A 22341-nucleotide genomic window follows, 5' to 3' on the forward strand; every position below is an offset into this window, starting at 1 on the left:
CCTTTCAATCATTCTTTTAATCTCATATTGAATGATAATTTAAAAAGAGTCAACTCACCTATATATCATACAAAACGAGACTTAAGGTATGATTACATATAATTGTTAAGGGGAATAGAATGGCGAGGTGATGGGCATGAGACATTTACTGCTGTATGACGGAGAATGCAGCTTGTGCGATGGGGCTGTTACCGTTATATTAAATCACAATGCGAAAGAAACGATCTATTTCGTTTCACTGCAAAGTGATAAGGCGAAGCAGCTTCATAAAGAATTTGAAATTGACTCTGAAGTCGACTCTATCGTCTTTATTCGTTCGGACGGACGCGTATTTTATAAAGCTTCAGCTGCAGCTGAAGTCTGCCGTCAGTTGCACGGAATTTATACGTTTGGCAGAATTCTCCCCTTCCTGCCTTTTTCGGATCGTCTATACGACTGGATCGCTCGGAACCGGTACAGGATTTTTGGCAAAAAAGAATCGTGCCCGCTTCCATCAGCGGAAGTCAAAGCACGATTTATCAATTATTAAATTTCCTGCAGCAGCTTTTCATCCTCGCGCCCGGTAGGCTCCGGATAAACGTCTGGATGCAGCAGGTATGCAAGCTTTGCCAGTCCGATCATAAGTCTTGGTGACGGCCGGCAGAAAAACGGCTCTTCCATCACATGAAGCTGGTTCGTTTTCAAAGCCTGCATATCTGTCCAGCCCGGCCGTTTCTTAATTACGGAAGGATTCACTTTAGCTGGTTCCACCCCCACCCAGGCTGCGAGAATTACATCTGGATCGTGCTCGCGAATGTCCTCCCAGTCTGTTTTGACACTTGCACGCTCATCATGGTGAAACATATTAATGCCTCCTGCGAGCGCAGACATCTCAGTCAGCCAATTGCGCCCGCCTGGAGAAAAGACGGGCTTTGGCCACCATTCCCAATACAAGGAGGGTTTTCTTGAAGTGATCGTATCCGCTAATGACTGATAATGGTTTAAAAAGGATTCATATTGATGTTTCAAATCAGCTCCCCGTTGATGAAGACCTGCTGCTTCACAAATTTCAAGCAGAACCTCCCCTACCTGGCTCATTGATTCCGGGTTCGTTACCGTCATATACGGTATTCCGCGGTCTTTCAAGCCTTCTATGTTTTTCTCCATCCCCGGAACAGACAGCGATGCATAAACAAGATCCGGGTTAAGTGCCTCGACTTTATCTAGGTCGATTGATAAATCCGGGCCAAGCCGCTCAAGTCCAGTAATGCTTGACGGCCAGTCCGAGTAATCATCTACTCCGCACAGATAAGTCGAGAGACCGCAGTAGTGCAGCAGTTCCGTATTGCTTGGACATATCGAAACGATTCGCATGAATGAACTGCCTCCTTCCTTAAGAGAGTGTAAACGGGTCCTTTAGAATTTGGTAGTGCTCAAGTACATTTCTAAATTGAGCTTGAGACGGGGATTGCAGCGTATCCAAATCCACGGCATGTACATCTTGGAGGTCGCAGTGAATTTCAACAAGCTCACGGCTGATCATGACAGATTCACGGCCATTCTCTAGCTTTTTTCTGTAGCGGTTGAAGGCCGGATCCAACTCCTCTAAGTGATGGTAAACGCCCTCGACGCTCCCATACATTTGAATCAACGGAAGGGCCGCCTTGGCTCCGACCCCGGGGCAGCCCGGAATATTGTCACTAGGATCCCCAAGCAGAGCTTTTACATCGATCCACTGTGCCGGCTGAATTCCGTAGTCTTCCTGGAAGTGATGGAGCTGATAGTGAATCTCTTTGCGTTTTTGCACGAAAAGCTGATCCGTTTCTTCAGTTAGCAGCTGAAACAAGTCTTTGTCATTGCTGTAAATGACTTTCTTAACGGGCAGAGATGTTCTTGTGAAACTTCCGATAATATCGTCTGCTTCATACCCTGCTACCTGCATCTGATGCAATTCCATATCAGCGCAAATTTCAGTAGCGGTATGATATTGCTCAATAAGCGGCGCTGGAAGGTCTTTGCGCTGGGCCTTATAAAACTGGTGATCCTGGTTACGAATCGTGTCCTCCCGTTTCCCATCCCAGGCGATGACGATCCCCCCGGGAAACCGTTCCTGCAGATTACTGATTCTAGAGAAGAATACTTTCAGGGCATGTATATACCGGCCCCCGCTGTTTTTTTCCAGTTGATGGTCATCGCGCCCGTATGAAGTCGCGAAGTAGGCTCTGCTGAGTAAATTAAAACCGTCAATTAAAACAAGGTGTTCATTCAATGATAGCAGCCTCCTTAAATAACTGTTCCCAAGCATCCCGTTTTTGCTCAAATGTCTTTACGTTCCGACCTGGCACCGGACTAGTTGACGGTAAATAACTTATGTAAACTTCATTATGAGTGGGCAGGTGTCGAACTAAGGACTCATATGCTTTTCTGCCATTGCAGCCTATCGTCCGTATGTGCGGATGTTCTCGAAGAAACGATTGTACATCATTGGGAACCTCATCGCGTATAGCTTGATCCAGGCTTCCTTCTCTTTCGCAGTGTTTAAGCACATCCCACACTGCAATGTGATGATCCATCATAATTTTCTGCTTCGTCTGATAGGAAGCATCATATAACGAACACCCTAGCAGATCACCGATAATCTTCCAAAAATGATTACGAGGATGTGCGTAGTATTGTTGCTCGGCAAGCGACCTCACTCCTGGCATTGATCCAACAAGTAAAAGCTTAGGTTCAGGACCAACGATCGGCTTCATCGACTCAACCTGCATCAGTTTCCCACCTTTCTCTGTGCAGCGGTATACGTGCATCGACCGCCTCCTGAAGCAGATGCAGAATATCACCAATGCCCCGTGCACCACTTAATGGACGGAGAACCGTTTCGCGCTGCAAAAGCGGTTTTAGCTTCTCTTCGTACTTTTTACCGGTAAGCAAAATGATGCGCTTTTCGGGAAGCAGCTGCGAAAATTGATGGGAAAGACTCTCACTTGCTACGCTCATTGAGCGACTTCCAAATGTCTCATCATAATTGGTAAACAAGAGATCATCCGGGTGAAGAAAACCGTGTCGTGCAGATAAAATCCGGTAGCTGTCTGTGAAGAGATCTGCATATGCTTGACATTTCCGGTGAAGCGTACCAATATATGCCTCTGATGCTTTAACGGCCCCAGTCTGAGGCTCCACATCCCAAATTTTCTTTTTTCCACATGGGATAATACATATATCCATCGAACATCTCTCCTCTGCCCCTCCATACTAGCACAAAACGGTGATTTCTTACATTGCGTTTCTTTACGAAAGAAGGGCTTACCCGATGAACAGGTAAGCCCTTCTTCCAGCAGTGCTAAGAAATCGTTCTCGTCCACCCAAACGGATCTTTTACCTGACCAGTCTGAATGCCTGTCAGCGTTTGATAAAGCGATTTTGTGATTTCACCGGTTTTTCGGCCGTTGATAATCATCGGTGTTCCTTTCCAAGTGAGCTCACCGATCGGGGAGATCACCGCAGCAGTACCAGAACCAAACGCTTCCTCTAACTCACCATTTTCGTAGGCTGCGAGCACTTCTTCCATTGATATTCGCCGCTCAGACACTGGAACGTTCCAGTACTCCAGCAGCTCAATCACAGATTTTCTCGTGACACCCTGAAGGATGCTGTCATTGAGCTCGGGCGTCACGATCTCCCCATTTATTTTGAAGAACACGTTCATGCTGCCGACTTCCTCGACGTATTTCTTCTCAACACCGTCAAGCCACAGCACTTGTGCGTGCCCCTCTCCAGAAGCTTTCGCCTGGGCGTTGTAGCCGGCTGAATAGTTGCCTCCTGTTTTTGCAGTTCCAGTACCTCCCCGGGCTGCACGGGTAAAGTGGTCTTCAACCATAATGCTGACCGGATGAATCCCTTCCGGATAATAAGACCCTACAGGAGATAAAATGATAAACAGCTTATAGGCCTTCGCAGGAGCTACTTGAAGACTTGGTTCGGTTGCGATAATAAACGGCCTTATATACAGCGATGTTCCTTCAGTATCTGGAATCCACTCTTTTTCAAGTTCAAGCAGCTGGAGCAGGTACTCCATCAGCAGTTCTTCATTCACCGGCGGTATGCTGAGCCGTCTGTTTGAGCGGTTTAATCGTTTGAAATTTTCGTCCGGGCGGAAAAGCACAGCTTCCCCTTCAGGACTGCGGTAAGCTTTCAACCCTTCAAATACGCTCTGACTGTAGTGCAGAACCATTGCAGCCGGATCGATTTCAACCGGTGCATATGGAATAATTTCAGGTTTAATCCAGCCTTTTCCTTCTTCATACTCCATCGTAAACATGTGATCAGTAAATGTTTTGCCGAATTGAAGTGTTTCCGGATCCGGCTTTCCCTTCTTGTGCTTCGCTTCTGTAATTGCCACTGTCGCTTCCATCGTCAGCATGCCTCTCTTTCCTTCTTTAAAAAATCGGATAATGTGATATATTGTATCACGAAAAGAGATAGAAGAACATGAAATAGTTTGAAAATTCCATGATTAATCACTTGAACTAAACATGATATCTTTTCAGTGCTTACTGTTGCTGATGTAGCACTTTTTCGGCCTGTTCAAGCTGAATCAGCACCTGATTCTGACCAGTGCCTCCGTAGCTGCTTCTGGCTGCCACGACGTTTTGCGGTTTAAGCACGTCATAGATGTCTTCTGCAAATTTATCCGAAAACGACTGATATTCCTCCAGGTCTAAGTCCAACAGAAATTTGTTTTTCTGAATCGCTGTAAGTACGATCCGGCCGATGATCTCATGCGCCTCCCGAAAAGTCGTCCCTTTGTTGACAAGATAGTCCGCGATATCGGTAGCGTTTGAGAAGTCTTCTGAAACCGCCTGTTTCATATTCTCCGTGCGTACCTGCATCGTTCCGATCATCGGAGCGAGCATCTGCAAGGAAGCTGTAAGTGTTTCTACCGTATCGAACATCCCCTCTTTGTCCTCCTGCATGTCTTTATTATAGGCAAGAGGCAGCCCCTTTAACACGGTCAACAGTGCCAGGAGATTGCCATAAACGCGTCCTGTTTTTGCTCGTAACAGTTCAGGTACGTCCGGATTTTTCTTTTGAGGCATAATGGAAGATCCGGTGCAGAACGAGTCGTCAAGCTCGATGAACTGAAATTCCTGACTGCTCCATATCACCAGCTCCTCCGACAATCTGGAAATGTGCATCATCAGCGTTGAGGCTGCTCCCATAAATTCCAGAATAAAATCCCGATCACTTACTGCATCCATGCTGTTTTCGTAAATGGCATCAAAGCCAAGCTGTTCGGCTGTATAATGCCGATCGATCGGAAATGTGGTTCCTGCAAGTGCTCCAGCTCCGAGCGGCATGAGATCGGTTCGCTTTAAGCTGTCGAGAAATCGTCCTTTATCCCGCTCAAGCATCCAAAAATAAGCGAGGAGATGGTGGGCAAACGAAACTGGCTGTGCCCGCTGTAAATGGGTGTAACCAGGAATGATCGTATCGACGTGCTGCTTTGCCTGCGCGACTAACGCCTGCTGCACATCTTCAATCATCGCAGCCGCTGCTTTCGTATGGTCTTTTAAATATAAATGCATATCGGTCGCCACTTGATCATTTCTGCTTCTTCCTGTATGAAGCTTTCCACCGACAGGACCGATTTCATCAATCAGGAATTTTTCGATATTCATGTGAATGTCTTCATTTTCATCACTGTATTCCAGTTCCTGATTGTTAATCTTGCTCTTAACAGCTTGAAGGCCTTCTATGATGAGGGTTTTATCTTCCTCTGAAACGATCCCTTGTTTGGCAAGCATGGTAACATGTGCAATACTTCCTTGAATGTCGTATTCCATCAGCTTTTGATCAAACTGAATCGATGCTGTCTCTTTTTCTACAAGCTTATTTGTATCTTTAGTGAATCTTCCGCCCCAGAGCTTAGACATAATCAATCCCTCATTTCGTTTTGATGTCATTTACTTTACCAGCTCTTTCATCGAAACGCCAATAGAGCTTCTGGCAGGAAAATACCGCCGCTCCGGTATGAAGCGGCGGTACATCCTTACGTTTCGGAAGTGAGTACCGGCTTTTTCTGATTAACCTGGGAATACGTTTTCGTCGAAAGCCCCCAAAGTTTAATAAAGCCAAGTGCAGCGTGATGATCGAACGCGTCCCCTTTGGAATACGTCGCGAGCCCTTCGTTATAAAGACTGTTTTCAGAGTGTCTCGCTACAACTGTATGCGTTCCTTTCCAAAGCTTCAGCTTTACCTTACCGTTAACCTGCGCCTGTGTTTCGGAAATAAATCCGTAAAGCGCATCCTTTAATGGAGAATACCACAGACCATCGTAAATCAGCTGCGTGAATTTTTGTTCGATTGTTGTTTTAAACTGTGTCACTTCTTTTGTAAGCGTCAGAAACTCTAATTCTTTGTGTGCATTGATAAGCGCAAGAGCGCCAGGGTTTTCGTACACTTCTCTTGCTTTAATGCCCACGAGTCTGTTCTCGATATGGTCAATTCTGCCGACACCATGCTTGCCGCAGATCACATTCAGTTCTTGAATAATGGAAACGAACGATTTTTTCTCGCCGTTTATAGAGACCGGCTTACCACCTTCAAATGCGAGCTCGACGTACTCAGGCTCATCCGGTGCGTCTGCAATAGAAGCTGTCCAGTCGAAAGCTTCCTCCGGTGCCTCTGCCCACGTATCTTCCAGCACCCCTGCTTCGCAGGCTCTTCCCCAAATGTTCGCGTCAATCGAGTACGGCTTTTCAACATTTACCGGTACATCGATGCCTTTTTTCTTCGCGTACTCGATTTCTTCTTCACGGTTCATGCCCCATTCTCTAACTGGCGCAATCACTTCCAAATCGGGATTAAGCGCCTGAATGGATACTTCGAATCGAACCTGGTCGTTTCCTTTTCCTGTGCAGCCGTGTGCTACTGCGACGGCACCTTCCTCTTCAGCTACTTCTACGAGCAGCTTGGAAATAAGCGGTCGGGATAAAGCAGATGAAAGCGGATATTTGCCTTCATAAAGCGTATTGGACTGGAGAGCGGGCAGCAGGTATTCCTCTGCCAGCAGTTCCTTGGCATCAATGATTACTGCTTTTTCCGCGCCTACTTTCAGTGCCTTCTCTTTTAATGCTTCGAGATCTTTCCCTTCTCCAATTTCCAGCCCCAGCGCGATTACTTCATATCCATATTCCTCTTGCAAATATTTGATGCAGACTGACGTATCCAGTCCGCCTGAATATGCGAGTACTACTTTTCCTTTGCTCATGTGTAAAACCTCTCCTCAATTAGTATTTATATAGATACTAACGTATCTTTATGCATAATGCAACAAAAAAAGAAATTAAATCATTAATTTTTTGAGGAGTGCTTTTTGTGCGTGCAGTCTGTTCTCTGCCTCATCAAATACAACGGAGTGTGCGCCATCGATCACAGCGGCTGTCACTTCTTCTCCTCGATGAGCAGGCAGGCAGTGCATGAATATATAATCATCCGCGGCTAGTGAAGCCAGCTCTGTGTTGATTTGATACGGCATGAATGTCTTTTTACGAGTTTCAGCCTCTGCTTCCATGCCCATGCTGGCCCATACATCTGTAATCAACACATCTGCACCTGTGACTGCTTCTTCTGTGTCTTTCGTTATCATCAGTGATCCGCCATGAGCTGCGGCTAATGCAGAAGCCTTTTCTGAAATCGTCTGATCCGGCTCATAGCCTGCCGGGCACGCCACACGAAAGTCGATTCCTGCCAGTGCCATTCCCTGCATAAGTGAATGTGTCATGTTGTTGTAGCCGTCCCCGGTAAATGCTGCAGTCAATCCTTGCAAGGTTCCTTTCTGCTCTTTGATCGTAAGCAGATCCGCAAGCACTTGAGTAGGATGATGGGTATCGGTCAGCCCGTTTATGACAGGAACGCTGCTGTAGGCTGCAAACTCCTCTACCATTTCATGAGAAAACGTACGGATCATGACGGCGTCTACGTACCCTGACAGAACCCGGGCGGTGTCTGCTGCAGATTCGCCGCGTCCGATTTGTGTATCCTCCGGGGAGAGAAAAATAGCGTGCCCCCCCATCTGTGTCATTCCGGCTTCAAACGAAACCCTGGTCCTCGTAGAAGATTTATCAAAAATCATTGCCAAGGTTTGCCCTTCCAACTCTTTGTTAATTAGCTTCTCATGATGCTGTTTTTTTAATACAGCTGCCTCATCCAGCAGCTGATGCAGTTCGTCAGCGGTTAAATCTGTTACTTCTAAATGATGCTGTACCTTTGTTTTAATCATTGTATTTCCTCCTTTATAAACAGGTCCTGCACGGCGAGCGGCTCATGAGCGGTCCCGGCGTAAGTACGGTAAAACCGAAACGTGTCAGGGTGAGTAAACAGCATCGTTCCATGAGCGATACATGTCTGCCTTAAGCGGAATCCGGCTGACTCCGCCATGCGTCCTGCGGTGGGGACGTTAAGAACAGCATCCAGCTTTCCTTCTGCTGCTGCCTGCTCTGCTTCATCCAGCGACATGTCTGTTACATGCCAGTTATTGGCACGAAGACTTTCTGCTGTAGATTTAGAAGCAAACAGTTCAAGATGTTCAAGCGGCAGATCCGCCGTTTCCATTTTCCACGCGTCAGCTGCGCTGATATAGCACGTTTGAAGGCTGTTTGCATCCAATACTTTAGCAGCTGCTTCTGCGAGCGTACTTGCAATGCCTATTTTTTCCCCGGTTGATTTCATTTCAGGCGAGAGCATCGGATCAACCTGCTTGAGCTTTGCCGACGAAAACACGGGTGCTTTCACCGTGATATGCGGTAGATCATCAATAAGTCCGGTTTTACTCAGCTTGAAATGCAGCTGAGCAGCCACTGCTTCACGGACCAGGTTTGTGCCGCTCACTTTACTGATAACAGGGACCGTTCTGGAGGCCCGCGGATTTACTTCCAGGACATACAATACTTCATTGTCATATACGAACTGGATATTCATCATTCCTGAAACGCCAGCTTTTCTGCAAATTAACTCGCATATGTGTGCTGCTTCAGCTTTCACATGCTCAGGAATCGTTGTTGAAGGGTAAATCGTAAAGCTGTCACCTGAATGGACGCCTGCCCGCTCCACGTGCTCCATAAATCCAGGAATAAACAAATTTGTCCCGTCGCTGATTACATCAGCTTCAAACTCTTTACCCGCGATAAAAGCATCCATCATCAGCGGCCAGCATCGCGCATCTGTTGTCCATTCCAGCCGGTCGAGGTATGCTTGAAGGTCATGCTCGTTATGACAGATATACATGGCCTGACCACCGATCACGTAGGATGGTCGCACTAGAACGGGATAGCCCGTTTTTTCAGCTTTTAATAGCACGTCTTCCTTTGAATCCGCTGTAGTCCCCTTAATATGTGCAACATTCAGTTGATCAAGCATGTGATAGAAGGATTCCCGGTTCTCCAGCAGTTCTATTGCGTCAGCTGATGTGCCGGCTACCGGAAGTCCGTGCTCCTCCAGCGCCTGAGCCAGATTAACCGCTGTCTGACCGCCGAACTGCAGCAGGACAGCTTCAACCTGTTCCTTCTCAGCAACGTGAATGACATCTTCCGCTGTAAGCGGCTCAAAGTAAAGCCTGTCAGCAGTATTAAAATCCGTGCTGACTGTTTCCGGGTTATTATTAATCACGACAGCTTCATAACCGAGTGCTTTCACTGCTTCAGCAGCATGAACAGAGCAGTAATCGAATTCAACGCCTTGTCCGATCCGGATCGGGCCGGATCCGACGACAAGGACTTTTCGAGCAGGAGTTGGCGTCACTTCGTCTTCTCCATGCCAGGTGGAATAATAATACGGGGTGACCGCTTCAAACTCTCCTGCACACGTATCCACCAGCTTATACCCGGGCTTCAGATTATCGTCCTTTCGCAGTTGACGCACTTTTGATTCTGATACGCCCTGCAGATCACCGATCAGTTTATCTGAAAAACCTGCCTGCTTTAGTTCTGTTAAAAGGCTTGTCGAAAGCTGTTGCGAAGCTGCTTTTTTCTCCAGCTTGCAAAGCTTTTCGAGACGAGTTAAAAACCAGGGGTGAATACCTGACAAATCCGTTATTTGCTGGGGACGCCAGCCGCGGATGAGCAGTTCATAAACAGCGTAAACCCGCAGGTCTTCAGGATGCATTACCATCTCTTTCAGTTTTTCCTCCCTGTAGCTCGCGAGCAGGTGATGCCTCGGGCTGTGACTTCCGGTTTCCATTGATCTCATTGCTTTTAAAAATGCACTTTCAAACGTTCTTTCCAAAGCCATGACTTCGCCCGTTGCTTTCATTTGTGTGCCAAGGGAACGGTCTGCCTCGGAAAACTTATCGAATGGGAACCTTGGCAGCTTTACAACAATATAATCGAGCGCCGGCTCAAAGGAAGCAAACGTGTTTCCGGTAATCGGATTGGGAATTCGGTCAAGCGTCTGTCCGCAAGCTGTAAGAGCGGCAATTCTTGCGATAGGATATCCGGTCGCTTTCGAAGCAAGCGCTGATGAACGGCTGACACGCGGATTAACTTCAATAATCGCATATTCATCCGTCTCTGGGTGCAGCGCAAACTGAATATTGCAGCCGCCTACCACATCAAGCGCACGGATTACCTTCAACGATGATTCTCTCAGCATCTGATACTGTGAGTCTGTCAGCGTCTGAGAAGGTGCTACGACGATCGAATCGCCGGTGTGGACCCCGACCGGATCCATGTTCTCCATATTACAAACGATGATACAGGTGTCATTTGCATCCCGCATGACTTCATATTCCACCTCTTTCCATCCTTTGATACTCTTTTCCACGAGTACTTGATGGATCGGGCTTTCTTTAAGTGCATACGCAAGCATCGACTTCATTTCCTCTTCACTGTGTGCGAATCCTCCGCCTGCTCCGCCTAGCGTATAAGCCGGACGAAGAATAACTGGATAGCCGATAGACGCTGCGAAATGAAGTCCTGCTTCCACTGACTCAACGATTTCAGATTCGATGACAGGCTCTTCAATCTCGATCATGAGCGATCGAAACAACTCCCGGTCTTCCCCTTTCTCAATCGACTCCACTGACGTGCCCATCACCTTTACTCCATATGCATCCAGAATACCTGAACGGTAGAGCTTGGCTGTCAGGTTAAGGCCTGTCTGGCCGCCGAGCGTCCCGATCAGTCCGTCCGGGCGCTCCTTTTTAATAATCGATTCCAACGTGGAAACCGTCAGCGGCTCCAGATACGTTTTATCTGCAAATGCAGTATCCGTCATTATAGTAGCCGGATTGTTATTCACGAGTATGACCCGTTTGCCGGCTTCTTTTAATGCAAGACAAGCCTGCGTGCCTGCATAATCAAATTCTGCTGCCTGTCCGATAATAATCGGGCCTGACCCGATCACTAAAACGGTGTTTATGTTGCTGCACATACTTTGCTACCTCCAGAAACCAGACTGTTAATAAATTGCTTAAAAATAAAATGCGTGTCGCTTGGACCAGGGTGAGCCTCAGGATGAAACTGGACAGACTGCACCGGAAGACTCTTGTGCCTGAACCCTTCACATGTGCCGTCATTCACATTTTCAAAAAGCCGTTCAAAAGGAAATGCTTCGTCTGACGGCTCGCTGACAACATACCCGTGATTTTGCGAAGACATGTATACTTTCCCGTCCGGAATATGCCTGACCGGATGGTTGCTGCCTCTGTGGCCGAACGGCAGCTTTATCGACTCTGCTCCATAGGCTAAAGCAATAAGCTGATGCCCGAGACAGATGCCGAGAACCGGATAGGATTCCGTCAGTTCTTTAATGTGAGGCAGCTCCTTTTGAAGCTTAAGCGGATCGCCAGGACCATTGCTTAGCAATACACCGTCAGGCTTTAATGCATGTATGTCAGCTGCTGAACTCGAATGCGGCATCATCGTCACAGCACACCCTTCCTCCAGAAGTGAATGAACGATAGATGATTTACAGCCGTAATCCAATACAGCAACATGAGGGCCTTCACCAGGAAATGCGACCGGTTCCTGAACAGACACTTCCGGGACAGGATTCTCATTAAAATGAAAAACGGGAGCAGCGGGCTGATTGACGGAGATGAAGCCTTTCACCGTTTTCTTCGTACGAATAATCTTCACGAGCTTGCGTGTATCAACATTAGTCATGCCAGGGATACCGTGGTGCTGCAAATAGGCGTCAAACTCTTCTGCACGCTCATCGCACCCGGTAGAACCTGTCACGACCGCTTCCACAGCTGGAGCGCCGCCTTCATTAAATTTGTCCTGAAAACCATAGTTGCCGATCAGTGGATACGTAAACGTCAGCAGCTGCCCTTTATAGGATGGGTCCGTCATCATTTCCTGATAGCCGGTCATTGCGGTATTGAAGACGAGTTCACCGGAGCTTTCCGTATCAGCGCCAATTTTTTTTCCTGCCAGCACATCCCCTGTATCCAATATTAGATAAGCGTTAGTCATGACTAATTTCTCCTTCTTGTAAAATCTCCTCAAATAGTTGAACAAACGTCGATAATGCTTCATCAGAAGCTGTCAGCGGCGGCAAAATGCGTATCACCTGCGGACCTGCCGGAAGCGCCAGAATCTGCCGGTTTCGAAGCTTCTGCAAATATGGGGCGGCCTCTTCTACGACGATGCCGATCATTGCGCCGCTTCCGCGTACTTGCTTCACTTGACTGTACGAAGATGCCAGCAGTTCCAGCTGCTTGCGAAATATGGCAAATCGATATTGGACTTCCTTAAGAAATCCCTCTTCCTGAATGACACCCATTGTCGCCTCTATTGCTGCACAAGCTGCAGGATGTCCGCCGAAGGTTGTCCCATGCGTTCCTGGAGAAAAGGAAGCAGCAACCTCTGCTGAGGCGAGACAGGCACCTGCCGGAAAACCGGATCCAATGCCTTTCGCAGCTGTAACAATCTCTGGCTTTACGTTGAACTGTTCAAACGCATATAGTGAGCCGGTTCGTCCAGCGCCGGTCTGAATCTCATCTGCAATGATCAATATGCCGTGTGTTCTGCAGTAATGGACGAGTTCATTAACCCATTCCTGGTCAGCAGGTACGACTCCGCCTTCACCTTGAATCAATTCAAGCATGACAGCAGCTGTTACTTGCGGATTTATGTTCGTGATGGCCTGCGTATCATTAAACGGTAAGTGCGTGAATCCGGGCATCAGTGGTGCAAATCCATGTTTAATTTTATTCTGGCCTGTTGCTGCCATAGCACCGCCCGTACGGCCGTGAAACGACTGTTCAAAGGTTATAATTTCCGATTTTTGAAGCGCCCCCTTGTCGAACCAGTATTTTCTGGCAAGCTTAATCGCAGCTTCATTGGCTTCTGCTCCGCTTCCACAGAAAAAGACTTGATCCAAATGAGTGCCTTTTATGAGGGAAGTCGCTGCACGCTCCTGAATGTCCTGCTGAAATAAATTAGATACGTGCCAATATTCCTGGAGCTGATTCTCGACTGCTTTCTGCACCACCTTGGGACGATGACCGAGATTGCATACCGCAATTCCTGATGTAAAGTCTAAGTAGTCGGTCCCGTCATAATCCGTCAAATAACTCCCGTCAGCTTTCGCTACAGAGATTGGGAAACGGGCGTAGGTGTTCATGAGCGGAGACTTTTGCTTAATATTCTGCATAGATATTCTCCTTTCGGAAAATAGTACCGGCCTCACCTTTGTGAAAGTAATTTAACAGCGCATTACCGTTCGAACCATTTACCATGACTGCTTCTGAAACCCCTTCGTTAAGAGCCCGAAGGACAGCCTTTGTTTTCGGAATCATCCCACCATAAATAATGCCGTCATGAATCAGTGTTTCTACCATTTCTGGATCAAGGTGCCGGCAAAGATCACCGGATCGGCCGTCTATCACGCCTTCAACATCTGTAATAAACAACAGCGGAGCAGCCAGGGCACATGCGCAGGCTCCGGCAGCTTCGTCCGCGTTAATGTTATACGTTACCGTGCCTGATGCTGCAATTGGTGAAATAACCGGGGTTATTCCTGCCGCTGTCAACAACTTGATCAAATGTGGATCCACTTGTTCAACAGAGGCTACCTGTCCGTATCGGACTTCATTCACTGGTACAGGCTGGAACAGCCCGGCATCGACGCCGCTGATTCCTGCCGCCTTTACCCCTGCGTTTTCCAGGAGCTTGACGATGTGTTTATTGGCAGATCCGCTCAGTACCATTTCAGCAGATTCAACGACTTCCGGAGTGGAAACACGCAGCCCATCCGTAAAAGAAGCGCTGATGCCGCGATCCTGCAGCAACCGGTTGATGGCGGGTCCTCCACCATGAACGATCACCGGGAAGCAGCCTGCCTGCTTCAATGCGTTTATTTCATTAAAAAAGCTGCCGGGAAGTTCCTCGATCGTGCTGCCTCCAAGCTTGATTACGAGATAAGCCATTTGTTAACCTCCTTTACATCACGTTCGGTACGAGGCATTGATTCGGACGTATTCATACGACAGATCGCATCCCCACGCCTGAGCAGCGCCTGTTCCATCCTCAAGCTTTACTTTTATATGAATATCGCTCTGCGTTAAATAAGCAGACGCTTCCGGCTCATCAAAGTCGAGCGGCAGCCCTTCGGAAACAACCTGGATTGGACCTAAGTACACGTCCACTGCTTCAGATTTCATTGACGCTCCGCTGTATCCAGCCGCACATACAATCCGTCCCCAGTTTGGATCAGCACCGTGAATGGCCGTTTTCACCAGATTTGAAGAAATAATCGATTTAGCAATTTTTCCAGCATCTGCCGGAGTCGCTGCCCCTTCGATCTGAACCTCAATCAGCTTTGTAGCCCCTTCACCGTCTCTGGCAATTTTTTTAGCCAGCTCCTGTGACAGCTTTGTAAACGCCTCTTCGAAGGCACCCCATTCAGGATGAGACTCATCGAGTTCAGTTGTCCCGGCAGCTCCATTTGCTAAAACGACAACCGTATCATTCGTGGATGAATCACCGTCCACCGTGATTTGATTGTAGGTTTTATCCGTGGTTTTTTTTAGCAGACTTTTCAGTGCATCTTGTGACACATCCGCATCTGTCGTAATATAAGCGAGCATTGTGGCCATGTTTGGATCGATCATGCCCGAGCCTTTTGCGGCTCCGCCGATGGTAACCTGCTTCCCTTCAATTTCGCATTCGACAGAAGCATGCTTCGTACATGTATCTGTCGTTAAAATCGCTCGTTCAAATGAAGCTGCATCCTGTGATGCAAGGTTTATCGAGCGAATTCCTGTTTCGACTTTATCCATTGGAAGCTGCACGCCGATCAATCCAGTTGATTGAACAGCAACCAGATGTTCAGGCAGACCAGCTTCTTCAGCGGCATATTTCCGGGTTAAACGGGCGTTTTCGAGCCCCTGCTTACCGGTACAGGCATTTGCATTGGCCGAGTTAACGACGATCAGCTGCAGCTTTTGCTCCTCAGCAATCGATTCCTGCGTCACTTTAAGCGGCGCTGCCTGAAACGCATTTTGCGTATATACGGCAGCTGCCTTTGCAGGAACGCTGGAATAAAGCCAGCCGAAATCGAGTTTCTTGCGCCTTAGGCCGCAATGAGTGCCTCCTGAAAAAAAACCTTTTGGACTCGTCACCCCGCCTTTTATATTGATAGATGAAACGATATTGACCAGCGTCATGCTAATCTCCTGCCTTTCCTTACGGATATTGGGGTACCATTTGTAGACCGGAATATTCAGCCCATCCATTCATAATGTTGCAGTTTTGAACGGCTTGACCTGCCGCCCCTTTCATTAAATTATCAATAACGGCGACCGTCATCAGCGTACCGCTGCGTTCATCAGCGAATACACCAATATCACAGTAGCTGCTTCCATATACATCTTTTGTCTGCGGCATTAGACCGCTTTTTCGAAAGCGGGTAAACGGTTCATGCTCATAAGCTGTTTCATAAGCCTGCTGCAGTTCGGTAGCCGAGCCTGCGAGTCGACCGTATGAAGTGACCATAATCCCTCTCGTCATCGGCATCAAATGCGTCTGCAGGTAGACAGGTGTTTGGATGCCAGCAGCTTTTCCAAGATGCTCTTCGATTTCTGGCACATGCTGGTGTGCTCCGGTACGATACGCTTTTATGTTTTCATTCGTCTCGGAAAAGTGGGTCATCATAGACATTTTACGTCCGGCACCCGAAACGCCTGTCTTGCCATCCATCATGATCGTGCCCGGCTCAATCAGCTGCTGTTTTACCGCTGGATACATCCCGAGAATAGCAGCAGTTGCAAAACATCCTGGATTAGAGATGAGCCGTGCCTCCCGTATAGTCTCCCTGTTTACTTCAGGAAGCCCGTAAACGGCATGTTGCTGCATCGCTTTATCCGGCGGCTCCAGACCGTACCACGCTTCATATACGTCACTGTCTTCAAGCCTCAAGTCGCCAGATAGATCGATAATCTGGCTTTTACTTGCTGAAAGCGTTGGAATCAGTTTGCTTGCTACTCCAGCAGGAGCTGCAATAAAAATAACGTCGCACGCCGCAGCAGCTTCCATATTTTTGAATGAATCGGTACGAATTGTTTGGAGATGCGGATAGCGCTCCCCTATATCGTTTCCTTCTTCTGACTGAGATATGACCGTAGTGAGCTCCAGAAAAGGATGATTTTCTAAAATTCGGATCAGCTCAAGGGCTCCGTATCCAGTTCCACCAACAACCGCTGCTTGTTTCAATCCTGTCACGTCCTTTATGAATGATGAATTAATTCATTATTATACTTATAGATTTATTAATATGCAATAATAATTATAAGTTATTATGATTTTTTATACATTACGGCTTTTGTTCTGTACTTCAGGCAAACAAAAAGCGTTCTCCTGGAGAACGCTTAATCGACAAAACTGTGCTGCTCACTAGTTATTCGCTTATTCCGTTTGTTATTTTAACCATCAACGTCGTAAGATCTCCTTTTCAGAGAAAGCCCTGCAAGATGCTGCAGCACCAGTAGGCATATAGTGAACGAACTACAAAACAGGTGAAAGCAGCCGTGAAATAGACTCTTTAAAGCGGACGACCTTAGACCGTGCATCATACTTCTCTTTAGTCAGTTTATCAGCATGCATCATGTCCTGTTCGAACTCAGCTGCCAGCTTTTCAGCGGTAAGCTGATCATATATAAAGGCATTTACTTCAAAGTTCAGCCGAAAGCTCCGCATATCAATGTTAGCGGTGCCGACAGAAGCAGCTGCCCGATCCACTACTACAACTTTAGAATGTATAAAGCCGCGCTGATAAATGTACACACTGACACCGCTTTTCATCAGCTGTCCGATATGTGAAAGTGTCGCCCAGTATATAAATGGGTGATCCGGCATGCTCGGAATCATGATTCGAATATCTTTCCCTGATAATGATGCAATCCGGATTGAATCCAGCAGACTTTGGTCAGGGATGAAATATGGTGTTTGAATATAGACGGACTCTTTTGCATTGTTAATCAATTTAATATACCCGTTTTTAATCTGCTCCCACTCAGAGTCAGGGCCGCTGGAAACGATCTGTACTGCAGCATTGCCTTCACTCTGCTTCATTGGAAAATACCTCGCCTCATAGGCAATCGCGTGAGATTTTGCCGCCTGGTTCCAATCCAGGATAAACCGTGTCTGCATCGGATCAACTGCATTTCCAGTGATTCTAAGGTGGGTATCCCTCCAATAACCGAAACGCTTGCTTTTCCCCAGATACTCATCCCCAACATTAAAACCGCCTACGTATCCGACTGCTCCATCTATAATCGTCAGCTTACGGTGATTCCGGTAGTTCAGTCGGATATTAATCAGCGCAATTTTAGACGGGAAAAAGACGCCGACCTCTCCTCCTGCTTTTGTCAGCTGATCAAAATGACGTCTGCGAAGTTTTCTGGACCCAAGCTCATCGTAGAGAATGCGTACCTTAACTCCTTGAGCAGCTTTCTCTGCAAGCAGCTGAATCAGCTCTTTGCCTAATTCATCATGGCGAAATATGTAGTACTGCATATGAATATGATCCTGCGCCTCCCGAATATCCTGCTTCAATTGTTCAAACTTATCTTGACCATCAGAGAAAACATCTATGTCGTTATTCTTTGTCAAAATAGCGTCGTTATTAATCAAATGCATATATATCATATCCCTGTAAGGATCGATATTGTCATTATGATACGAAAAAGACGGGTTGCGAATCTGCTCGATCTGATGCTTCAGCACATCGGTAATTCCAATTCTGCTAATACCCTCCCAATCAAATAAACGCCTTCGAGTCAAATTTTGGCCTAAAAATATATAGATGATGAAGCCAAGAAACGGAATGAAGAAGAGGATGAGCACCCAGGCCCAAGTAGCCGTCGCATCTTTTCGTTCAATAAAAATAATAATGCCAGCGAACAATATATTAGCAAAAAACAATAGCACAAGCAGGACGGACATTATATCCATGAATGGCTGCCTCCTTTCTGATAACCAGTAAAACCGTCGTGATCTGTCACACATTGATAACGTAAGTTTACCGTACATTTCCAAAAGTTGTACAGTCCAGATAGACTCTGATGAAATGGATCTGCCAATAGAAATGCCGCAGAACCAGTCTGCGGCATCATTATCACTCAGCCTTAATCGGCTTCAGCTTCTGTTCAATTTCATCGCGCCTCTGTTCGAGGAAAGGCGGCAGGGCAAGCTTTTCACCGAGCTGCTCTATCGGCTCATCCATATGGAATCCGGGTCCATCCGTTGCGAGTTCAAACAATATTCCATTGCCATCACGGAAATACAGCGAGGTAAAATAATAGCGTTCCACAATGCCTGAATTTGCATAACCTGCTTCATCCACCGTATGTTTCCACGTGCGAAGCTCTTCTTCATCTTTTACCCTTAGAGCAACATGATGTACGCTTCCTCTTCCCGGACGTTCCTTCGCTTCAGACGATTGGATCACGTGCACTTCGGCGCCATTGCCTCCAGATGCAGTTGAATAAATGATGAGTGTCCCTTCTTTTACTTCTTCCTCAGATATTTTCGTAAAGGACAAAACGTTCAGCAGCACATTTTCTGTTTTAGATAGTGAACGGACCGTAAGCTCGGAAGGCCCAAGACCGATAATTGCCATTTCTTCAGGAATATCGGGATGCTCCCACGGTGTTCCAGCAGGCGTTTCGGCACCGTTCCGATCAGAAAAAAGGCGGATCCGCTGTCCCTCATGGTCTTCAAACGCGAGGGTGAGCCTGCCAGCCCTCTTTTCGGGGTCGCCAACTGTAATTTGAAGCGCATCCAGTCTTTTTTTCCAGAAGGATATTGCTTCATCTGACTGGACGCGTAATCCGGTGCTGCTGATGCTTTGAGAGCCGCGGTGTGTTCTCCCGGCCATCGGTATTTCAAAAAATGTGAAATCTGTTCCGGGAGAGCCGTAGCGGTCTGCGTAAAATAAATGATACATGCTCGGATCATCCTGGTTGACGGTTTTTTTAACTAAGCGCATGCCTAAGACGTTTGTATAAAATGCATAATTGTCGGCTGCATTTGCAGTGAGCGAAGAAACGTGGTGAATTCCTTTAATCAGCTTCATGCTATCTTCCTTCCTTCCACTTACTTTTTTATAGTATATCGCTCTTTTTGTTCTTATGCAACGATGAACGCTTACGACTTTATTGGGCGGGCATACTCGTTGAACGGAGTTGAACTACAGCCTGCCGAATAAACCATCTACATAATCGTTCGTCATCATCAATTTGAGAATAAAGTCTATCATAGGCAGGGTTCCATCACTTCCTAAGAAGCTCGAACCTAACATAATCAGGCTTTTGAAATGTCCTGCCAGCTGCTGACATCGGTGGGCCTCTACTCCGGTGGATCAAGATCGAGGTGAAGATCCGGAGCTTCCGACAGCAGGAGGGAAAGCTGAGCCCGTCCATCCGGAAAGCGGGTGTCCGCAGATAAAGAAAGATGCAACGTTATTCATTTAAATTGACTTTATTCACGCGAAAGCACAGGCAGAAGCCTGTGCTTTCATTTGGGTACCTATGTTATTTGTTCCAGGTTTCCTGAATAAAACGTTCACGTCCAGAGTCGATCCGTTCTTGCTGGTACGCTTCCGGATTTTTTTTGTAAAACTTCTGATGCTCTTCTTCAGCAGGATAAAATGCTTGAGCAGGCAGAATTTCCGTTACAATAGGTTTTTGAAATGGTCCATGCTTCTCAAGCTGCTCCCGCGATGCTTCAGCTTCGGCCTTTTGATCATCCGAATGATAGAAAATCGCCGTACGATATTGAGAGCCGCGGTCAAAAAACTGGCCGCCGTCATCTGTAGGATCCACCTGCTGCCAGTAAATGGTCAACAGCTTCTCATAGGAAAAAACTGCCGGTTCAAATTCAATTTGAACTGCTTCTCTGTGTCCGCTCGTACCTTGCTTGACCTCTTCATAAGACGGATCTGCTGTATCTCCTCCTGTATAGCCAGATACAACACTTACAATACCAGGCTCTTCATCAAACGGCCGTACCATACACCAGAAACAGCCTCCTGCAAAAGTAGCAAATTCGTTTTTAGACATCCAACCCCACCTTTAGTTATTGCTCCACAATGTCAATATAGTCTCCATACCCTTCAGCTTCCATCTCTTCAACCGGAATAAATTTCATAGCCGCTGAGTTCATACAGTAACGAAGTCCATCCGGCTCTGGACCATCTTCAAAAACATGCCCTAAATGAGAGTCAGCATAGGCACTCCGTACCTCCGTCCGTTTGATCAGCATGGACCAGTCTGCCTTCGTTTCAATAAACTCCTCTGCAATCGGCTTTGTAAAGCTCGGCCAGCCAGTGCCGGAATCGAATTGATCTTTTGAACGAAAAAGCGGTTCTCCGGAAACGATGTCAACATAAATCCCTGTTTCCGTGTTGTCCCAGTATGGATTGTGATAGGCTGGCTCTGTAGCATCCTCCTGAGTTACTTCGAATTGAAGGTTTGTCAGCCTTCCGCGCAGCTCTTCCTCTGTTTCAGGCTCATATTGCCGCCAAAACGGAAGGTTCGATGATCCGGCTGTTTCATACTCTGCTTCTTCACCCCAGTGATCGTCAATGAACTCATCCCGTCCTGAATTCGACCTGTAAAATTCATAGCGGACAGGATTTTCTTTATAAAAGTCCTGGTGGTAATCCTCTGCCACATAAAATGTATCCAGCTCCCGAATATCCACGACGATCGGATCACTAAATCTGCCGCTTGCTTCCAGGTCTTCTTTTGAAGCTTCAGCCGCTTCCCGTTCTTCATCATTCTGATAAAAAATGTGCGGCGAATACTGGTAGCCCCGGTCTACAAATTGCCCTTCATCATATGTCGGATCAATCTGTCTCCAGTAAATCTCCAGTAACTCCTCATAGCTGACAAGCTCAGGATCATACGTTACCTGGACTGCTTCCACATGTCCAGTTTCTCCTGAAGCGACGTCCTCATACGAAGGGTTTTCTTCCGGACCGCCCGTATACCCTGATACAGCTTTGTCTACGCCCTCTACCTTTTCAAAGGGCGGCTCCATACACCAGAAACACCCTCCCGCAAACACCGCTGTCTCCCATGGTCCTTCCACATCTGCTTCCACTGCTTCGCTTCCGTAAGACCGATTCATGAAATAATCATACATAATAGGAATAAAAATAAAGCCAAGTACAGCAACCAGAAGTAAAAATCCGCCTGTAAGCCATTTTTTCATGATGTCACCTCTTTTCCCGTAACTTGATTATATAGCATTCATCGCTGTAAGGCATGAATAAGCTTTTACATTACCTGCTTCTTTTTGTTTTCGGCTTTCAGAAAAACAAAAGGAATGAAGCAGAAAAAGCCGCCCAATGTAATGGACGGCTGCAGCTACTGCTTATAAAAAAGGTTTCAAGCTTCTGCTAGCGGGAAGTAACTTGTAACTCGACTTCAATATTGCCTCTGGTAGCTTTGGAGTAAGGACAGAAATCATGAGCTCGGTGTGCCAGTTCTTCTGCCTCTTCCTGAGACACTCCGCTCACATGAACATGAAGTGTTACGCCGAGCTTAAATCCGTTATCCTCCGGGTCTTTCAGCAGGCTTACTTCGGCAGTCGTCTCAGACGTAATGTCCTTCTGCGCTTTTGAAGCCATTAAATTGAGGGCGCCATCATAGCAGGCGCTGTAGCCGGCTGCAAAAAGCTGCTCCGGATTGGATGCATCTTCTGGAATGCCGTTGTTATCCGGCATTTTTAAATCAACGTCTACTACTTTGTTGTCAGAGGTTACATGTCCTTCTCTTCCTCCCTGAGCGGTTGCTTTTGTGGAAAACATTTTATCTGCCATAATCGTAAATCCCTCCTGAGGTATAGTAGAAAC

20 protein-coding genes are annotated in these 22341 nt (G+C 47.0%); 1 reads left to right on the top strand and 19 read right to left on the bottom strand.

The window, feature by feature from the left end:
- Positions 1-136 precede the first annotated feature (136 nt).
- A complete protein-coding gene (locus ACFO4L_RS04130) occupies positions 137-529 on the top strand; it encodes a thiol-disulfide oxidoreductase DCC family protein (RefSeq protein ID WP_377908405.1) in 393 nt (130 codons plus the stop codon).
- On the opposite strand, the gene ACFO4L_RS04135 is transcribed toward ACFO4L_RS04130, so the two are convergent.
- From ACFO4L_RS04135 to ACFO4L_RS04225, 19 genes are all read right to left on the bottom strand, one after another.
- Positions 526-1353 carry a cobalamin-binding protein gene (locus ACFO4L_RS04135; protein ID WP_377908406.1) on the bottom strand — a complete coding sequence of 276 codons (828 nt, stop codon included), beginning with the start codon at positions 1351-1353 and terminating at the stop codon, positions 526-528. The two genes, ACFO4L_RS04130 and ACFO4L_RS04135, sit on opposite strands and share 4 nt — an antisense overlap.
- A 19-nt stretch (positions 1354-1372) precedes the next feature.
- Positions 1373-2248 carry a 5'-3' exonuclease gene (locus tag ACFO4L_RS04140; protein WP_377908407.1) on the bottom strand — a complete coding sequence of 292 codons (876 nt, stop codon included), beginning with the start codon at positions 2246-2248 and terminating at the stop codon, positions 1373-1375.
- Positions 2241-2732, bottom strand: coding sequence for a DNA-deoxyinosine glycosylase (locus ACFO4L_RS04145; RefSeq protein WP_377908409.1), 492 nt, complete (start codon positions 2730-2732; stop codon positions 2241-2243). The genes ACFO4L_RS04140 and ACFO4L_RS04145 overlap by 8 nt, the downstream gene beginning before the upstream one ends.
- A gap of 4 nt (positions 2733-2736) precedes the next feature.
- On the bottom strand, positions 2737-3204 hold the full coding sequence (locus ACFO4L_RS04150) for a DUF6884 domain-containing protein (protein WP_377908410.1): 468 nt from the start codon (positions 3202-3204) through the stop codon (positions 2737-2739).
- Positions 3205-3319: 115 nt separating this feature from the next.
- The gene (locus tag ACFO4L_RS04155) at positions 3320-4390 is read right to left on the bottom strand and encodes a branched-chain amino acid aminotransferase (RefSeq protein WP_377908568.1); all 1071 of its coding nucleotides are present in this window, start codon (positions 4388-4390) and stop codon (positions 3320-3322) included.
- A gap of 139 nt (positions 4391-4529) precedes the next feature.
- Entirely contained in the window at positions 4530-5912 is a 1383-nt protein-coding gene (gene argH, locus ACFO4L_RS04160) for an argininosuccinate lyase (RefSeq protein ID WP_377908411.1), read from the bottom strand.
- Positions 5913-6028: 116 nt separating this feature from the next.
- Positions 6029-7249: an argininosuccinate synthase gene (locus ACFO4L_RS04165; protein WP_377908412.1), complete on the bottom strand. Its 1221-nt coding sequence runs from the start codon at positions 7247-7249 to the stop codon at positions 6029-6031.
- 75 nt (positions 7250-7324) lie between these two features.
- Complete coding sequence (argF, locus tag ACFO4L_RS04170; RefSeq protein ID WP_377908413.1) at positions 7325-8260, bottom strand: ornithine carbamoyltransferase; 936 nt, start codon at positions 8258-8260, stop codon at positions 7325-7327.
- Positions 8257-11406, bottom strand: coding sequence for a carbamoyl-phosphate synthase (glutamine-hydrolyzing) large subunit (gene carB / locus ACFO4L_RS04175; RefSeq protein WP_377908414.1), 3150 nt, complete (start codon positions 11404-11406; stop codon positions 8257-8259). The genes argF and carB overlap by 4 nt, the downstream gene beginning before the upstream one ends.
- Positions 11391-12452, bottom strand: a complete 1062-nt coding sequence (locus ACFO4L_RS04180; RefSeq protein WP_377908415.1) for a carbamoyl phosphate synthase small subunit — start codon at positions 12450-12452, stop codon at positions 11391-11393. The genes carB and ACFO4L_RS04180 overlap by 16 nt, the downstream gene beginning before the upstream one ends.
- Positions 12445-13635: an aspartate aminotransferase family protein gene (locus tag ACFO4L_RS04185; RefSeq protein ID WP_377908416.1), complete on the bottom strand. Its 1191-nt coding sequence runs from the start codon at positions 13633-13635 to the stop codon at positions 12445-12447. The genes ACFO4L_RS04180 and ACFO4L_RS04185 overlap by 8 nt, the downstream gene beginning before the upstream one ends.
- Complete coding sequence (gene argB, locus ACFO4L_RS04190; RefSeq protein ID WP_377908417.1) at positions 13622-14410, bottom strand: acetylglutamate kinase; 789 nt, start codon at positions 14408-14410, stop codon at positions 13622-13624. The genes ACFO4L_RS04185 and argB overlap by 14 nt, the downstream gene beginning before the upstream one ends.
- Positions 14411-14428: 18 nt before the next feature.
- The gene (gene argJ, locus ACFO4L_RS04195) at positions 14429-15655 is read right to left on the bottom strand and encodes a bifunctional glutamate N-acetyltransferase/amino-acid acetyltransferase ArgJ (RefSeq protein WP_377908569.1); all 1227 of its coding nucleotides are present in this window, start codon (positions 15653-15655) and stop codon (positions 14429-14431) included.
- Between the two features lie 13 nt (positions 15656-15668).
- On the bottom strand, positions 15669-16703 hold the full coding sequence (gene argC / locus ACFO4L_RS04200) for an N-acetyl-gamma-glutamyl-phosphate reductase (protein WP_377908418.1): 1035 nt from the start codon (positions 16701-16703) through the stop codon (positions 15669-15671).
- Between the two features lie 282 nt (positions 16704-16985).
- Complete coding sequence (gene cls, locus ACFO4L_RS04205; protein ID WP_377908419.1) at positions 16986-18434, bottom strand: cardiolipin synthase; 1449 nt, start codon at positions 18432-18434, stop codon at positions 16986-16988.
- Positions 18435-18597: 163 nt separating this feature from the next.
- Complete coding sequence (locus tag ACFO4L_RS04210) at positions 18598-19557, bottom strand: ring-cleaving dioxygenase (protein ID WP_377908420.1); 960 nt, start codon at positions 19555-19557, stop codon at positions 18598-18600.
- 457 nt (positions 19558-20014) lie between these two features.
- Positions 20015-20542, bottom strand: coding sequence for a peptide-methionine (S)-S-oxide reductase MsrA (gene msrA, locus ACFO4L_RS04215; RefSeq protein ID WP_377908421.1), 528 nt, complete (start codon positions 20540-20542; stop codon positions 20015-20017).
- A gap of 16 nt (positions 20543-20558) precedes the next feature.
- Positions 20559-21698, bottom strand: a complete 1140-nt coding sequence (gene msrB / locus ACFO4L_RS04220) for a peptide-methionine (R)-S-oxide reductase MsrB (protein ID WP_377908423.1) — start codon at positions 21696-21698, stop codon at positions 20559-20561.
- A 187-nt stretch (positions 21699-21885) separates the two neighbouring features.
- Positions 21886-22308 carry an organic hydroperoxide resistance protein gene (locus ACFO4L_RS04225; RefSeq protein WP_377908424.1) on the bottom strand — a complete coding sequence of 141 codons (423 nt, stop codon included), beginning with the start codon at positions 22306-22308 and terminating at the stop codon, positions 21886-21888.
- Positions 22309-22341 lie beyond the last annotated feature (33 nt).

The organism is Bacillus daqingensis (assembly GCF_042654445.1).
GTDB lineage: Bacteria > Bacillota > Bacilli > Bacillales > Salisediminibacteriaceae > Alkalicoccus > Alkalicoccus luteus.